Source organism: Streptomyces sp. HP-A2021 (assembly GCF_022807935.1).
GTDB classification, from domain to species: Bacteria; Actinomycetota; Actinomycetes; order Streptomycetales; family Streptomycetaceae; genus Streptomyces; species Streptomyces afghaniensis.
Map to the genome: position 1 here is coordinate 9088156 of NZ_CP094344.1, position 15467 is coordinate 9103622.

Genomic DNA, 15467 nt, shown 5'->3' on the forward strand with positions numbered 1-15467 from the left:
CGGTTCGCCGGGTACCCGGGCGGCGCAAGACGGAGAACCCGCAACGAGCCGAAGGAGGAGGAACGTCATGGCTCAGCATGTCCGCGACATCATGACCAGCGATCCGGCCATGGTCGAGCCGCAGACCTCCGTCGCCGAGGTGGCCCGCATCATGCGCGACGAGGACCTCGGCGTCGTCCTGGTGACGGACGGCGACGATCTGCGCGGTGTGGTCACCGACCGTGACCTGGTGGTCCGGTCGATCAGCCAGGGCGGGGACCCGGAGCGGACCACCGTGGCCGGCGCGTGCAGTGACGACCTGGTCACCGTCAGCCCCGACGACGACCTGGACCAGGCGGTGCAGCTGATGCGCGAGCACTCCGTGCGCCGCATCCCGGTCGTCGACCACGGCCACCCCGTGGGCATCGTCTCCCTGGGCGACATGGCCATGGAGCGCGACCCGGACTCGGCGCTGGGCGACATCAGCGCCGCGCGCCCCAACACGTGACGAGATACCCGGCAGGCCGGTCCCGCGCACGCACGGTGCGCGGGACCGTCGTCTGGTGGCGGGCAACAGCCTTGGGGCGCGCGGGACTTCGGAGCCCGGCCGGGACATCACGACCCGGGTTTGTCCGGATGGTTCATGGGGACTCGAACGGCAGCGGATCCGGAAGGAAGATGATGAGCCGTGACGACCATGGAGACCAGTGACAAGCCCCTCGCCCGTCGGCCCGAGACCGGCTGGTCGAAGGCACGCCGCCTGCGCGGAAAGGCCGCGCTGCGGACCTGCCTCCCCGCCGTGGAGGACCGGGCCACCACCAGGACCGCGCGCTCCGAGCCGGACTGGAACATCGTCAGGGGCGAGGACTGACCGCTCCCCGGGGGGCCGCGCGGTGACGAGGGGCGTAACTGCGCGCATCGACAACTAAAAGAAGTGATGTTCACATCCGCCGGATCACGACTAAGGTGAACCGAATGAAGGCTCTCGTGCTGTCCGGCGGCGCAGGAACAAGACTGAGGCCGATCACACACACGTCGGCCAAGCAACTGGTGCCAGTGGCCAACAAGGCCGTGCTTTTCTATGGGTTGGAGTCGATCGCCGAGGCCGGCATCACCGACGTGGGCATGATCGTCGGGGACACGGCCGCGGAGATCGAGGAAGCGGTGGGCGACGGGTCGCAGTTCGGCCTCAAGGTCACCTACATCCCTCAGGAGCGGCCCCTGGGGCTGGCCCACGCGGTACTGATCGCCCGGGACTACCTGGGCGACGACGACTTCGTGATGTATCTCGGCGACAACTTCATCGTCGGCGGCATCACCGACCTCGTCGACGAGTTCCGCGGCAACCGGCCCGACGCCCAGATCCTGCTCACGCGCGTGGCCGACCCACGCGCCTTCGGTGTCGCCGAACTCGACCCCTCCGGCCAGGTCATCGGCCTGGAGGAGAAACCCGACCGGCCCAAGAGCGATCTGGCCCTGGTCGGCGTCTACCTGTTCACCCCCCTGATCCACGAAGCGGTCCGCGCCATCGAACCGTCCTGGCGCGGCGAACTGGAGATCACCCACGCCATCCAGCACCTGATCGACTCCCGCGCCGACGTGCGCTCCACGGTCATCACGGGCTATTGGAAGGACACCGGCAACGTCGGCGACATGCTCGAGGTGAACCGCATGGTTCTCGAGGGCATGGACCGCCGGATCGACGGCGACGCGGACACCGCGTCGGAGACCATCGGGCGCGTGGTGGTGGAGGAGGGCGCGCGGATCGTCAACTCCCGCATCGTCGGCCCCGCCGTCATCGGTGCCGGAACCGTCATCAGCAACTCCTACGTGGGTCCCTTCACCTCCATCGCGGAGAACTGCCGGATCACCGACAGTGAACTGGAGTTCTCCATCGTGCTGCGGGACTCCTCGATCCAGGGCGTCGGCCGGATCGAGGCCTCGCTGATAGGCCGGCACGTCGAGGTGACGCCGGCCCCCAGTGTCCCCAGCGCCCACCGCTTCGTCCTCGGAGACCACAGCAAGGTGCAGATCACTTCATGAACCTCCTCGTCACCGGCGCAGCCGGGTTCATCGGCTCCCGCTACGTCCGCACAACTCTCGCCTCGGACGCGCCCGACGCGCCGCGCATCACCGTGCTGGACAAGCTCACCTACGCCGGCACCCTCGACAACCTCGAACTCGGCCATCCCAGGCTGGAGTTCGTGCAGGGCGACATCTGCGACGCCGAACTGGTCGACAAACTCATGGCCGACGCGGACCAGGTCGTGCACCTCGCCGCCGAGTCCCATGTGGACCGCTCGATCACCGGCGCGGCCGACTTCGTCCGCACCAACGTGCTGGGCACCCAGACCCTGCTGGACGCCGCCCTGCGCCACGGCGTGGGCCCCTTCGTGCACGTCTCCACCGACGAGGTCTACGGCTCCATCGAGACCGGCTCGTGGCCGGAGGACCACCCGCTGCAACCCAACTCCCCGTACTCGGCCTCCAAGGCCTCCTCCGACCTGCTCGCCCTGGCCTACCACCGCACCCACGGCCTGGACGTGCGCGTCACCCGCTGCTCCAACAACTACGGCCCGCACCAGTTCCCCGAGAAGGTCATCCCGCTCTTCGTCACCAACCTCCTCGACGGCCACAAGGTGCCGCTGTACGGCGAGGGCCGCAACGTGCGCGACTGGCTGCACGTGGACGACCACTGCCAGGGGATCGACCTCGTCCGCACCAAGGGCCGGCCCGGCGAGGTCTACAACATCGGCGGCGGCACCGAGCTCACCAACAAGGAGCTCACCGGGCTGCTCCTCGACGCCTGCGGCGCGGACTGGGACCGGGTGGAGTACGTCGAGGACCGCAAGGGCCACGACCTGCGCTACTCCGTCGACTGGTCCAAGGCCCGCGACGAACTCGGTTACAGTCCCCGCCACGACTTCACCACCGGCCTCGCCGAGACCGTCGCCTGGTACCGCGACAACCGTGCCTGGTGGGAGCCCCTGAAGCAGCGCGTCGCCCAGGAGCGGGCATGAGGTGGCTGATCACCGGGGCGGGCGGGATGCTCGGCCATGACGTGGTCGAGGAACTCACCCGGCGCGGCGAGGACGTGGTGGGCCTGGACCGGGCGGCCCTGGACATCACCCGGCCCGCGGCCGTCGACACGGCTGTCCGCGAGCACCGGCCCGACCTGGTCGTGAACTGCGCCGCGTACACGGCCGTCGACGACGCCGAGAGCGACGAGGCACGCGCCCTGGGGATCAACGGCGACGGACCGCGACTGCTGGCCCGGGCCTGTGCCGCGCACGGCGCCCGCATGATCCACGTCTCCACGGATTACGTCTTCTCCGGCGAGGCCCGCACCACCCCCTACCCGGAGGATCATCCGACGGGTCCGCGCACCGCCTACGGCCGCACCAAGCTGGCCGGGGAGCGGGCCGTGCTGGAGGAGCTGCCCGGGTCGAGCGCGGTCGTGCGCACGGCTTGGCTCTACGGGGTCCACGGCGCTAACTTCGTGCGGACCATGATCGGTCTCGAAGCCCGCCGCGACACCGTCGACGTCGTCGACGACCAGTGCGGGCAGCCCTCGTGGAGCGCGGACGTCGCCGAGCGGATCGCCGACCTCGGCGTACGGCTCGGACCGGACGCGCACGGTGTCTTCCACGCCACCAATTCCGGCGAGGCCACCTGGTACGAGCTGGCCCGCGAGGTGTTCGCCCTCGTCGGCGCCGACCCGGACCGGGTGCGCCCCACCAGCAGCGCGGCCTTCCCCCGGCCCGCGCCCCGCCCGGCGTACAGCGTCCTCGCGCACCGCCGGTGGCAGGAGATCGGCCTGCCGCTGCCGCGTGACTGGCGCTCCGCCCTGCACGAAGCACTGCCCCGTATCCGCAAGGAAGGTCCCCTTCGTGAAACGCCATGAGTTCCTCCGGGAACTGCACAAGGTCAGCGCCAATCGCAACTACCTGGAGATCGGCGTCAACGACGGCCGCAGCCTGACGTTGTCCCGCGTCCCCAGCATCGCGATCGACCCCGCCTTCAAGGTGGTCTCGGAGCTGAGGTGCGACGTCCACCTGGTGAAGGCCACCAGCGACGACTTCTTCGCGCGCGACAACCCGCTCCAGCACCTCAAGGGCGGCCGCCACCCGCTGCGCAACCTGCGCCGCGGCCGCAGTCCGATCGGCTACTGGCGCAAGACGACGCTGGACCTGTCGTTCATCGACGGCATGCACCTGTTCGAGTTCGCACTGCGCGACTTCATGAACGTCGAGAAGTACTCGGACTGGTCCAGCGTGATCGTCCTCGACGACATGCTGCCGCGCAGCGTCGACGAGGCGGCCCGGGACCGGCACACCAACGCCTGGACCGGCGACGTCTTCAAGATCACCGAGGTGCTGGCGCGCTACCGCCCCGACCTGGTCACGGTCCAGGTGGACACCGCGCCCACCGGCCAGCTCGTCGTCTTCGGCGCCGACCCGAACAACCGGGTCCTGCACGACAAGTACGACGAGATCATGGCCGAGTACAAGATCCCCGACCCCCAGAAGGTCCCCGAGGCGATCCTGGAACGGGCCGGCGCGGTACGCCCCGAGGCCCTCGTGGAAGCAGGCTTCTGGCGTCCCCTCGTCCAGGCCCGCAACCGCGGCCTGCCCCGCTCCATCGGCTGGGAGCCCCTGCGCAAGGCCCTGGAACAGGTGGGCGTCAGCCGCTGAGGCCTCCGGCGCCTTGCGGATCCGGGCCCGGGCGCTGCGTGCGCCCGGGCCCCTCGAGCATCGCCCCCCGAGGGGCGTCGTTACGTCAGCCGTCCTGCCGCCGGCCCCGCAGTTCCTCGTAATACGCCAGGCAGGTCTCGTACGAGGGCAACAAGCCCTGGTGTTCCGCCTCGGCCAGGGTCGGGGCCTGGTCGTCCTTCGGGGAGAGGAGCGGCTCGATTCCCTCGGGCCATTCGATGCCCAGGGCCGGGTCGAGCGGGTGGATGCCGTGTTCCCGTTCCGGGGCGTAGCCCGCCGAGCACAGGTACACGACCGTCGCGTCGTCGGTCAGGGCCATGAACGCGTGGCCCAGCCCCTCCGCGAGGAACACCGCGTGCCGGGTGTCCTCGTCGAGCCGTACGGCCTCCCACCGCCGGTAGGTGGGGGAACCCACGCGGATGTCGATCACCACGTCCAGGACGGCACCGCGCACACACGTGACGTACTTGGCCTGGCTGGGCGGCACGTCCGCGAAGTGCACGCCCCGCAGCACGCCCCGCCGGGAGACCGAGCAGTTCGCCTGGGCCAGGGACAGGTCGTAGCCCGTGGCCTCACGGAACTCCGCGCCCCGGTACCACTCGTGGAAGCTGCCCCGGTCGTCCGGGAAGACCTTGGGCTCCAGAACCCAGGCGCCCTCTATCCCCAGTGGTCGCATGCTGTCACTGCCCTCCGATCCTGAGACGGGAAACCTTCCGGCGCGCGGCACCGAGCACGCGCCGCGCACGCCGCGCCACCCGCAGTGCGACACCGGGCTGCGGCACGGGCGCCACCTGCACACTCCCACCCGCGGCGCGCAAGGCGAACGGCAGCCCGGTGTACAGCGGCCGGGCGGCGTCCGGGGCCAGGCACAGGGCCACCCGCCAGACCCCGCCCGAGTGGCTCTCCGCGGGCGGCGCCGCCGTCAGCACCGCCTCTGTCCCGCCCGCGGCGGGGGAGAGCGTGCCGGGCGCCTCGAGGATCTGCTGGGCGGAGACGAACCGCAGCCGCACCTCCGTGTCGCCGGGGACGTACAGCGGAAGCCGCGCCCGCACCTGGTCCCCGGTGACGGTGACGGCGGACGGCTGCACGCGGCCCAGCCCGAGGCGCTTGCCGCGCGGGCCGAGCTCCAGGGAGAGGTTGCCGTGCGGCTGCGTCCAGTACGGCAGCGCCGTACGGCCTGCGACGACCCCGGCATCCGGCGTGGGCCGGCTCTCCGTCGGCGCCGGGCCCAGCCGGCACTCCTTGGTCCAGCCGCCCAGCTTGACCCGGACGAGCGCGTCCCAGACGCCGTCCCGCGGCAGGCCGGCCGGATCGACGGTGGCGGTCGCCCGCAGCACCAGCCGGACCTCCTCGCCGTCCCCGACGGGCACGGTCTCGCGGGTGAACCGCACGGGCTGGAAGTACTGCGCGGCACTGGACCGCTCCCGCAGCAGCAGGTCGGCGGTGGCCTGGCCGAAGCGCGCGGCGGTCTGCGCGGCCACCCACTCCACCGCCTCCGTGACGTCCTTGGGCGCGTCGTCCAGCGGTGTCGCCTCGGCGTCGGCCGGGAAGGTCATCGGCTCGCCGCCGGAGGTGTACTCGGCCGTGAAGCCGATGCTGAGGGAGCCGTCCCGCCACTCCACGTGCCCGGGGGCCGCCTTGGGGGCGACACCCGCCTCCCACTGGGCGAAGGACACGACGTCCTCGTACCGGTCGGCCGCGGTCAGCGCGGCGACGACCTGCTGCGTCGGCTGGAGCCCGGCCGCGACGCCCGGACCGAACCGCTCGACGACGACCTCGTGGATCTCGGCGAACAGCTCCCTGCGGTAGTCGTCCGGCAGCTTCAGCAGGCGCCGGGCCCGCAGCCGCTCGACCATCTCCACGCGCAGCCAGCGCCGGAAGAGCTTGTCCCGCACCGGCCCCGGCTCGGTGTACCGCTCGACGACGTCGAGGGCCTCACGGAGGTTCTTGAAGTAGCCGACCGGATCGAAGCGTTCGAAGCCGGCGTTGGAGCTGTCCTCCCGCCGGAGGTGGTAGTAGCAGACGTAGTCGCTGAGCACGGAGACGTTATCCGCGCGCAGATACGCCTCGGCGATGAAGACGTGGTCCTCCAGGCGCCGCCGGCCCTCGGGGAAGCGCAGGCCGATGCGGTCCAGGAAGGCACGGCGGAACATCTTGTGCGGGGTGAGACTGTCGATGAGCGGGGCGTTCTCGACGGTGGCGCGCGGATGGTTGCGGCGGAACAGCTCCACCGGCACCCCGCGGCCCTTGCCGGCCATCTTGCCCACGATGACATCGGCGCCGTTGGCGACGCCGTAGTCGTACATCCGCTCCAGGGCCTCGTCGCCCAGGTAGTCGTCGTTGTCGACGAACATGACGAACTCGCCCCGGGAGGCCTCGATGCCGACGTTGCGGGGCTTGCCCGACCAGCCCGAGTTCTCCTGGTGGATGACCTTCATCCGGGAGTCCTCGGCGGCGAGCGCGTCGAGCCGGGCCGGTGTCTCGTCGGTCGAGCCGTCGTCGACGAAGATCACCTCGAACTCTTCGGGAGGCAGGGACTGCCTCTGGAGCGAGGCGATGCAGTCCTCGATGTAGATCCCCGGGTTGTACACGGGGACGATGACGCTGACCTTGACCGGCATCGGGTTTCCGGGCCCCTTCGGGTCGCTTGCCGTAGACGTCCTGTTGTCTTGCGTGATGCCCGATGCTAACCCGGTCGGCGATGCCGCCTCACCTTTCGAGACCTGGCCGTGATCATCTCCGGCCACGAGGCAACTGAGCTGCGGAGTCGGCATGTTCGAAGATCGGCCGGGTTCCCGGGCGCGGCGGCGGTAAGCCTCTAGGGTGAGGACGTGCGCCTGCTTTTCATGTCCGATACTCACCTGCCCAAGCGGGCCAAGGCCCTGCCCGCCCCGCTGGTGGCCGAACTCCCGCACGCGGACGTCGTGTTCCACGCCGGCGACTGGGTCGACACGGCCACCCTCGACCTGCTGGAGGACCGCTGCCGCAGGCTCGTCGGCGTGTACGGCAACAACGACGGACCGGACCTGCGCGCCAGGCTGCCCGAGGTGGCGTACGCGGAGCTGGGCGGGCTGCGCTTCGGCGTGGTCCACGAGACGGGCCCCGCGCAGGGCCGGGAGAAGCGCTGCGCCGCCCGCTTCCCCGACCTCGACGTGCTGGTCTTCGGCCACAGCCACATCCCCTGGGACACCACGGCACCCACCGGCCTGCGCCTGCTCAACCCGGGTTCCCCGACGGACCGCCGCCGCCAGCCGCACTGCACGTACCTGACCGCCACGGTCGCCGACGGCCGGCTCACCGATGTCGAACTGCACCGGCTGCCGCCCCGCACCCCCGGCTAGGGGGTGTCCGACCGCCGTACGAACCGCCATGCCATGATCGGCGCATGGCTCGGGATGACGGATACCTCCTGGACAACCGGCAGGCCGAGGCCGGTACGCGCTTCGACGCGCTGGCCGCCCTGTTCGACGCCTCGACGTTCCGGCACTTCGAGCAGGTCGGGATCGCCGAGGGGTGGCTGTGCTGGGAGGTCGGAGCCGGCGGGCCCAGCGTCGCCGCGTGGCTCCGCGAGCGCGTCGGGCCGCGCGGACGCGTGCTCGCCACCGACATCGACGTGTCCTGGACCGAGGCGGCCGCCACCGAGGGAGTCGAGGTGCTCCGCCACGACGTCGGCCGCGACGAACCCCCGGCCGGGCCCTTCGACCTGATCCACGCCCGCCTCGTCCTGGTCCATGTGGCCGAGCGCGACGCCGCGCTGCGCACCCTGGTCCGGGCCTTGCGCCCCGGCGGTTGGCTGCTGGTCGAGGACGCCGACCCCGCACTCCAGCCGCTGATCTGCCCCGACGAGTACGGACCCGAGCAGGAGCTGGCCAACCGGCTCCGCACCGGCTTCCGTGAGCTGCTGCGGCAGCGTGGCGCCGATCTCTCCTACGGACGCAGGCTGCCGCGACTGCTGCGCGAGGCCGGACTCACCGAGGTCGAGGCCGACGCCTACTTCCCGATCACCTCGCCCGCGTGCGACCGCCTGGAGGCGGCCACCGTCCGGCAGGTGCGGGACCGGCTCGTCGCCGAGGGTCTCGCCACGGACGAGGAGATCGAGCGGCACCTCGCCAACGTGGAGGCCGGGCGCCTCGACCTCGCCACCTCGCCGATGATCTCGGCCTGGGGCCGACGGCCCGCCGACGACGGCCCGCGGTCCTGACTCACCGGGGCGGATGCACCGCTCCCTCCGTGGCGGTGAGCGGGGCCCCGCTGCCGCCCCAGCGCAGCGCGACGATCTCCGCGGCGACGGACACCGCCACCTCCTCGGGCGTACGGGCCCCGAGGTCGAGCCCGACCGGTGAGCGCAGCCGGGACAGCTCCCGCTCGGTGAGCCCGGCCTCGGCCAGCCGCTCCGCCCGATCGGCGTGGGTACGGCGGCTGCCCATCGCCCCGATGTAGGCGGCGGGCCGGCGCAGTGCCTCCTGGAGCAGCGGCACGTCGAACTTGGGGTCGTGCGTGAGGACGCAGACGACCGTGCGCTCGTCGGTGTCCGTGTCCCGCAGGTAGCGGTGAGGCCACTCGGCGACCACCTCGACGCCCTCGGGGAAGCGGCGGGGCGTGGCGAAGACGGGGCGGGCGTCACAGACGGTGACCCGGTAGCCCAGGAAGTCACCGATGCGGGCGACGGCCGCCGCGTAGTCGATCGCGCCGAAGACCAGCATCCGCGGCGGCGGAGCGAAGGACTGCAGGAAGACGCTGACCGAGTCCTCGCGGCGCTGCCCCTGCGGCCCGTAGTGCCGCAGTCCGGTGGCACCGAGGGCGAGCTCGCCGCGCGCGTCGGCGGTGACGGCCGCGTCCAGGCCGCCGGCGCCCAGCGTGCCGGCCACCCGGTCCGGCCGGACGGCGAGCGTCGCCCCGCGCGGGGCCGGACCGTCGGTCACCGTCGCCACGGTCACCGGCTCACCGGCCGCGACGCAGTCCACGACCGAGCCGAAGGCGGGATCCAGCTCGGGCGTGACGGGCCGCACGAGCAGCGTGATCTCACCGCCGCAGGTCAGACCGACGGCGAAGGCGTCCTCGTCGCTGTAGCCGAAGGTCTCCAGCCGGGCCTCACCGCTCGCCAGGACCTCCTGCGCCAGCTCGAACACCGCACCCTCGACACAGCCCCCGGACACACTGCCCACGACCTCCTCGTCCGGACCCACCGCCATCGCCGCGCCCGGGTCGCGTGGCGCACTGCGGCTGACCTCGACGACCGTCGCCAGGCCGAACGGGAGCCCGGCGGCGTACCAGCGGCCGAGCACCGGGAGGATGTCACGCACGAGCAGCTCCTTCCAGACACCCCACGGGTACCCCGTCGGCGGTAATTCCGTTGTGGCCCACCGGGCCGGTCTGCTGCACTGCACGGGTCCACGACGTCATCGAGTCACAAGAGGAGCAGCAGATGCGCCCTGCGTCCATGTCCCCCCAGACAGGAACGGCTCTCTCTCCGAAGGACATGACGCTTCGTGCAGTTGCTCAACCTTGGAATCCTCGCCCATGTCGACGCAGGTAAGACCAGCCTGACCGAGCGGCTCCTCCATTCGGCCGGGGTGATCGACGAGGTCGGCCGTGTCGACGACGGGAACACCCGCACCGACACCCTCGCGCTGGAGCGGCAGCGTGGTATCACCATCAAGTCCGCCGTCGTCTCGTTCCCGCTCGACGGTGTGACGGTCAACCTCATCGACACACCCGGTCACCCGGACTTCATCGCCGAGGTGGAGCGCGTGCTCGGCGTGCTGGACGGCGCCGTCCTGGTGATCTCCGCCGTCGAAGGGGTGCAGGCGCAGACGCGGGTGCTGATGCGGACCCTCCAGCGGCTGCGCATCCCGACCCTGCTCTTCGTCAACAAGATCGACCGGCGCGGGGCGCGGGACGAGGAGGTGCTGCGGTCGGTCGCGGCCCGCCTGACACCCGCGATCGTGCCGATGGGAACGGTCACCGGCCTCGGCACGCGCGGAGCCCGCTTCACCCAGGGGCCCGGCCCGGCCGCCGCCCTCGACGTCCTGACAGAGAACGACGACGCCCTGCTGTCCGCCTACGTCGAGGGCACCGTGACGGACGCTCTCCTGCGCGGGTCGCTCGTCGCGCAGACCCGGGAGGCCCTGGTCCACCCGGTCTACTTCGGCTCCGCCGCCACGGGCGCCGGCGTGGACGCGCTCCTGTCCGGCATCGAGGAACTGCTGCCGGCCGCCGACGGGGACGCCGACGGGCCGGTCTCCGGCACCGTGTTCAAGGTCGAGCGGGGCCAGGCGGGGGAGAAGGTCGCCTACGCCCGGATGTTCTCCGGCACCCTGCGCACCCGTGACCGGATCCCCTGCGGAGCGGACGGCGCCGAGGGCCGGATCACCGGGATCAGCGTCTTCGGCCACGGCACGGACACCCGCGCGGACACCGTCCACGCCGGACAGATCGCCCGGCTGTGGGGTCTCGCCGACATCAGGATCGGCGACGCGATCGGCGAACCCCGCAAGGCGTACGAGCACGTCTTCGCCCCGCCCACCCTGGAGACGGTCGTCGTCCCGGGGCCCGGTGTGAACAGAGGCGCACTGCACCTCGCGCTCACCCAGCTCGCCGAACAGGACCCGCTGATCGGCCTGCGCCACGACGAACGCCGGCAGGAGACCTCCGTCTCCCTCTACGGCGAGGTGCAGAAGGAAGTCGTCCAGGCCACCCTCGCCGACGAGTACGGTCTGCACGTCAGCTTCCGCGAGACCACCCCGCTGTGCGTCGAACGGCTCGTCGGCACCGGGCATGCCGTGGAGTTCAACAAGAAGGACCCGAACCCGTTCCTCGCGACGGTCGGCCTGCGCGTGGAGCCCGCACCGGTCGGCTCGGGTGTCGCCTTCCGGCTGGAGGTGGAGCTCGGCTCCATGCCGTACGCCTTCTTCAAGGCCGTCGAGGACACCGTGCGCGAGACCCTCGGCCAGGGGCTGCACGGCTGGCAGGTCCCCGACTGCACCGTCACCATGACCCACAGCGGCTACTCACCCCGCCAGAGCCACGCCCACCAGGGCTTCGACAAGAGCATGTCGAGCACCGGAGCCGACTTCCGGGGCGTCACCCCGCTGGTGCTCGTCGAGGCGCTGCGGCGGGCCGGCACACGGGTCCACGAGCCGATGCACCGCTTCCGCGTCGAGGCCCCGGCCGACACCCTCGGCGGCCTGCTGCCGGCCCTCGCCGCCCTCGCGGCGGTACCGGAGACGACGCGCAACCGTGGCGACCTCTGCGTCCTCGAAGGCACCGTGCCGGCCGCCCGGGTGCACGCCCTCGGACACCTGCTGCCGGGACTGACCCGCGGTGAGGGAGAACTGGAGAGCGCCTTCGACCACTATGCGCCAGTCACGCACGGCACGATTCCCGAGCGTCCGCGCACCGACCACAACCCGCTGAACAGGAAGGAGTACTTGTTGAACGTGACACGAAGGGTGGGCGGTTGAGGTGTGCGCGTTGGCCGAGAGGGAACTTACTCCAGAGTCAGGGGTGTTGACGGTGTCCTGAAATCACCGGACTGTAGTGGACATGCCGACTATCCGAGTACGTCTGCTGGTTGTCCTGGCTGTCCTCTTCGGCTCCCTGTCGGTGGCGGGCGTCCCGCCCGCCACCGCCGCGCCCCCTCCCGGCTCCCTCTGGTTCGACGACCCAACCGTCACCGTGAAGAACGGCCGCTTCACCGACGCCTCCGGACGCGAGGTCGTCCTGCGCGGCTACAACGTCTCCGGTGAGACCAAGCTCGCGGAGAACAAGGGCCTGCCCTTCGCCTCCGTCGCCGACGCCCGCAAGTCGGCGACCGCCCTGCGCGCCCTCGGCGGCGGCAACACCGTCCGCTTCCTGCTCTCCTGGGCCTACGCCGAGCCCGAGCGCGGCACAGTGGACACCGCCTATCTGGCCGCCGCCACCGACCAGATGAAGGCATTCCTCGACGCCGGCATCCGCGTCTACCCCGACTTTCACCAGGACCTCTACTCCCGGCACCTCTTCGACGCCGACAGCTGGTACACCGGCGACGGCGCGCCCAAGTGGGCGGTGGACGCCGGGAACTACCCGGACGAGTCCTGCGGGATCTGCCTCTTCTGGGGGCAGAACATCACCCAGAACGAGGCCGTGAAGCGTGCCACCCACGACTTCTGGCACAACGCGCACGGCGTGCAGGACGCCTTCCTCGCCACCGCCGAGAAGACCATGGCATACGTCGAACAGCACCTGAGCGCCGACCAGTTCAAGGGCGTCGCCGGCTTCGACCCCTACAACGAGCCGCACGCCGGCGTCTACGACTCCGGGCAGACCAGCCGCGCCTGGGAGAAGGACGTGCTGTGGCCGTTCTTCGAGAAGTTCCGGGCCCGCATGGACGCGGCCGGCTGGCGGGACAAGCCCGCCTTCGTGGAACCGAACCTCTTCTGGAACGCCAACATCGACTTCCAGAAGCAGGAAGGCGGCCTGCTCGACGCGGGCAAGCTCGGACCCCGCTACGTCTTCAACACCCACTTCTACGACCAGAAGGCCATCTCCGGCGTCTTCATGTGGGGCAAGGCGGCCGACGGCCAGTACGCGAACGACTTCCGCACGGTCCGCGACCGGGCCGCGGCCGCGCAGACCGCCGCCGTGGTCAGCGAGTTCGGGCATCCCCTGGCGGGCAACGTCTCCGACAAGGCGCCGACCGTCCTCAAGGCGATGTACCAGGCGCTCGACTCCCGCCTGAAGGGTGCCGACTGGTGGTCCGACCCCGCGGCCTCGGGGCCGGTGCTCTCCGGTTCGCAGTGGCAGTGGGACATCTACAACGGCCGCCACCGCGAGCTGATGAACGGCAACCCCGACAAGGTGCTCACCGCCGGTGACGCCTGGAACGACGAGGACCTGTCCGCCGTACGCCTCGACGACTCGGGCAAACCGGTGCTGCGCCAGGACGCCCGGCTCCTGGACCGCCTCTACCCGAGCGCCACGGCCGGCACGACCGTCGGCTTCACCTACGAGGACCGCTCCCGCGACGGCTCGACGACCCTGACCTGGAACCCGGTGCCCGACACACTGCCGAACGTGAAGCGGCTGGTGGGCTCCGGACAGTACGGGCTGCTGCTGTGGCGCTCGGACGGCGGCCGGGCACCCACCGAACTGCACCTGCCGGCGAGCTTCCCGACCGCGTCCACCACGGTCGTCTCCGACCTGGGCACGGTCCACGCCCCGCCCGCGTACACCTCGACCACCCCGGTCGGCGTCGCCCAGGAGCCCGGTGGCACGGGAAGCCGCCGCCTGCTGCTCACCGCGCCGGACTCGGGCGTCCTGCACTACGCGCTGGTGACCAACGGGGCGACGGCTCCCTCGGCGGACCTGCTGAAGGCGGCCCGCTCCGAGCTGGCGGCGTGGGCCGCGAAGGAGGTCAGCTAGCGGACGGGCTCGTCCAGCCGGCCTCCACATGACCGAGCCGGACGCGCTGCGGGTGGTCCCCGACCGGCACGGACACGGTCTTCTTCCCAGTGGCGAAGTCGATGGCCGTGACCTGGTCGGATCCGCTCTCGGAGACGACGCAACTCTTGCCGTCACCGCTGACCGTGGCCCAGTAGGGCTTGGCGGCGGTGACGAGCGGGCCCTCCTGGAGGGTGCCGCGGTCGACGACCGTGGCGTAGTCGTCCATGGTCCCGGCGACGCACAGCTTCTTGCCGTCCGGGCTCATCGAGAGGCCGTGGTGGCGCGAGTCGTTGACGAAGCTGGTGCGGTCGTCGCTGGTCGCCGGGTTCTTCGGCAGGGTCTTCGTGCGGGTGATCTTGTCGGAGGCCAGGTCGTACTCGAAGAACCCGTTGAAGAACGACACCTGGAAGTACAGCTTCGACTCGTCCGGCGAGAACACCGCCGGCCGGACCGCGTCGGAGAAGTCCTTCAGACCGATCGCGTCCAGGCGCGAGCGCATGTCGATGACCTTGACCTGCTGATAGGTGGTCGCGTCGATGACCGTGATGCGGCGGTCGCCCTTCGTCCAGTCCAGCCACGGGGCGTCGGTCTGCGTGTTCACGTCGCCGATCGACATGTTGTAGATGTACTTGCCGTCCTTGGTGAAGATGTTCTCGTGCGGCTTGTCACCGGTGGTGGCCTTGCCGAGCTGCCTGCCGGTCACGATGTCCAGGACGTGCACCGTGTTGCCGGTGGACGCCGACACGGCGACCCGCTTGCCGTCGGGGGAGACGGCCATGTGGTCGGCGCGGAAACCGGACACCGGGAAGCGCCAGTTGATCCGCCCGGAGGCGAGATCGATCGAGACGACGTCGGCGAAGCTGGGCCGGGAGACGACCACCGACTTCCCGTCCGGCGTGGAGTACATGTCGTCGACGAACTGGTCGTGTCCCTCGCCGACGCTGTTGCGGATCGTCATGAAGGCGATCCATCTGATCGGATCGGCGTTGATCTCCGCCATCCGCTCGTCCTTGTCGGGAACGACGTCGATCCGGCCGATCTTCGCGAAGTCCCCGGTGGACTTGATGACTTCGGCAGTGCCGTCCCAGTTGTTGCCCACGAACAGCACCTGGCGCAGCGCGGCGGAGGCGTCGGGGGCGTCCGCGTGGGCGGCGGTCGCGGGAACGGTGGCGGTCAGGGCCAGGGCGGCGGTCAGGGAGCACAGGTGCCGTCGTCGGAATGCAGGCATGGCTGATCCCTCCTCTGCGGGTGGGGTGAGGAATCTGAACACACGTACTTTCAGAGTCAACTTACTGCAAAGTAAGGAAGGGGTGGCCTTCTCCACAAGACCGCGGCCACGACAAAATCGCG

Annotated in this window: 14 protein-coding genes; 10 read left to right on the plus strand and 4 right to left on the minus strand. The window is 70.8% G+C overall.

Features of this window, described 5'->3' with window-relative positions; translation table 11 throughout:
- The first annotated feature begins 67 nt into the window (after window positions 1–67).
- From MQE23_RS40880 to MQE23_RS40905, 6 genes are all read left to right on the plus strand, one after another.
- A complete protein-coding gene (locus tag MQE23_RS40880) occupies window positions 68–487 on the plus strand; it encodes a CBS domain-containing protein (protein WP_020272069.1) in 420 nt (139 codons plus the stop codon).
- A 180-nt stretch (window positions 488–667) separates the two neighbouring features.
- Window positions 668–850: a hypothetical protein gene (locus MQE23_RS40885; protein WP_020272070.1), complete on the plus strand. Its 183-nt coding sequence runs from the start codon at window positions 668–670 to the stop codon at window positions 848–850.
- Window positions 851–954: 104 nt separating this feature from the next.
- Window positions 955–2022, plus strand: a complete 1068-nt coding sequence (locus MQE23_RS40890; RefSeq protein WP_037668685.1) for a glucose-1-phosphate thymidylyltransferase — start codon at window positions 955–957, stop codon at window positions 2020–2022.
- Window positions 2019–2999 (plus strand): dTDP-glucose 4,6-dehydratase, encoded by a 981-nt coding sequence (gene rfbB, locus MQE23_RS40895; protein WP_020272072.1) that lies wholly within the window; start codon window positions 2019–2021, stop codon window positions 2997–2999. The genes MQE23_RS40890 and rfbB overlap by 4 nt, the downstream gene beginning before the upstream one ends.
- Complete coding sequence (rfbD, locus tag MQE23_RS40900; RefSeq protein ID WP_243381824.1) at window positions 2996–3883, plus strand: dTDP-4-dehydrorhamnose reductase; 888 nt, start codon at window positions 2996–2998, stop codon at window positions 3881–3883. Before rfbB ends, rfbD begins: the two co-directional genes overlap by 4 nt.
- Window positions 3870–4673, plus strand: a complete 804-nt coding sequence (locus MQE23_RS40905; RefSeq protein WP_020272074.1) for a hypothetical protein — start codon at window positions 3870–3872, stop codon at window positions 4671–4673. The genes rfbD and MQE23_RS40905 overlap by 14 nt, the downstream gene beginning before the upstream one ends.
- 85 nt (window positions 4674–4758) lie before the next feature.
- Here the strand turns inward: MQE23_RS40905 and rfbC are convergent, their stop codons facing one another.
- On the minus strand, window positions 4759–5367 hold the full coding sequence (gene rfbC / locus MQE23_RS40910; RefSeq protein WP_243381826.1) for a dTDP-4-dehydrorhamnose 3,5-epimerase: 609 nt from the start codon (window positions 5365–5367) through the stop codon (window positions 4759–4761).
- A 4-nt stretch (window positions 5368–5371) separates the two neighbouring features.
- The gene (locus tag MQE23_RS40915; protein ID WP_243381828.1) at window positions 5372–7312 is read right to left on the minus strand and encodes a glycosyltransferase family A protein; all 1941 of its coding nucleotides are present in this window, start codon (window positions 7310–7312) and stop codon (window positions 5372–5374) included.
- 210 nt (window positions 7313–7522) lie between these two features.
- Here MQE23_RS40915 and MQE23_RS40920 point away from each other — a divergent pair, with 210 nt between their 5' ends.
- Together MQE23_RS40920 and MQE23_RS40925 are read left to right on the plus strand one after the other, a co-directional pair.
- Window positions 7523–8032, plus strand: coding sequence for a metallophosphoesterase (locus MQE23_RS40920; protein ID WP_020272077.1), 510 nt, complete (start codon window positions 7523–7525; stop codon window positions 8030–8032).
- 44 nt (window positions 8033–8076) lie between these two features.
- Window positions 8077–8892: a methyltransferase domain-containing protein gene (locus MQE23_RS40925; RefSeq protein ID WP_243381829.1), complete on the plus strand. Its 816-nt coding sequence runs from the start codon at window positions 8077–8079 to the stop codon at window positions 8890–8892.
- A gap of 1 nt (window position 8893) precedes the next feature.
- On the opposite strand, the gene MQE23_RS40930 is transcribed toward MQE23_RS40925, so the two are convergent.
- Window positions 8894–9994, minus strand: coding sequence for an XdhC family protein (locus tag MQE23_RS40930; RefSeq protein ID WP_020272079.1), 1101 nt, complete (start codon window positions 9992–9994; stop codon window positions 8894–8896).
- A gap of 186 nt (window positions 9995–10180) precedes the next feature.
- Here MQE23_RS40930 and MQE23_RS40935 point away from each other — a divergent pair, with 186 nt between their 5' ends.
- A complete protein-coding gene (locus tag MQE23_RS40935; protein WP_243381831.1) occupies window positions 10181–12154 on the plus strand; it encodes a TetM/TetW/TetO/TetS family tetracycline resistance ribosomal protection protein in 1974 nt (657 codons plus the stop codon).
- 82 nt (window positions 12155–12236) lie between these two features.
- Window positions 12237–14096 carry a cellulase family glycosylhydrolase gene (locus tag MQE23_RS40940; RefSeq protein WP_243381832.1) on the plus strand — a complete coding sequence of 620 codons (1860 nt, stop codon included), beginning with the start codon at window positions 12237–12239 and terminating at the stop codon, window positions 14094–14096.
- Here the strand turns inward: MQE23_RS40940 and MQE23_RS40945 are convergent.
- On the minus strand, window positions 14089–15345 hold the full coding sequence (locus MQE23_RS40945) for a YncE family protein (RefSeq protein ID WP_020272082.1): 1257 nt from the start codon (window positions 15343–15345) through the stop codon (window positions 14089–14091). The two genes, MQE23_RS40940 and MQE23_RS40945, sit on opposite strands and share 8 nt — an antisense overlap.
- Between the last annotated feature and the right edge of the window lie 122 nt (window positions 15346–15467).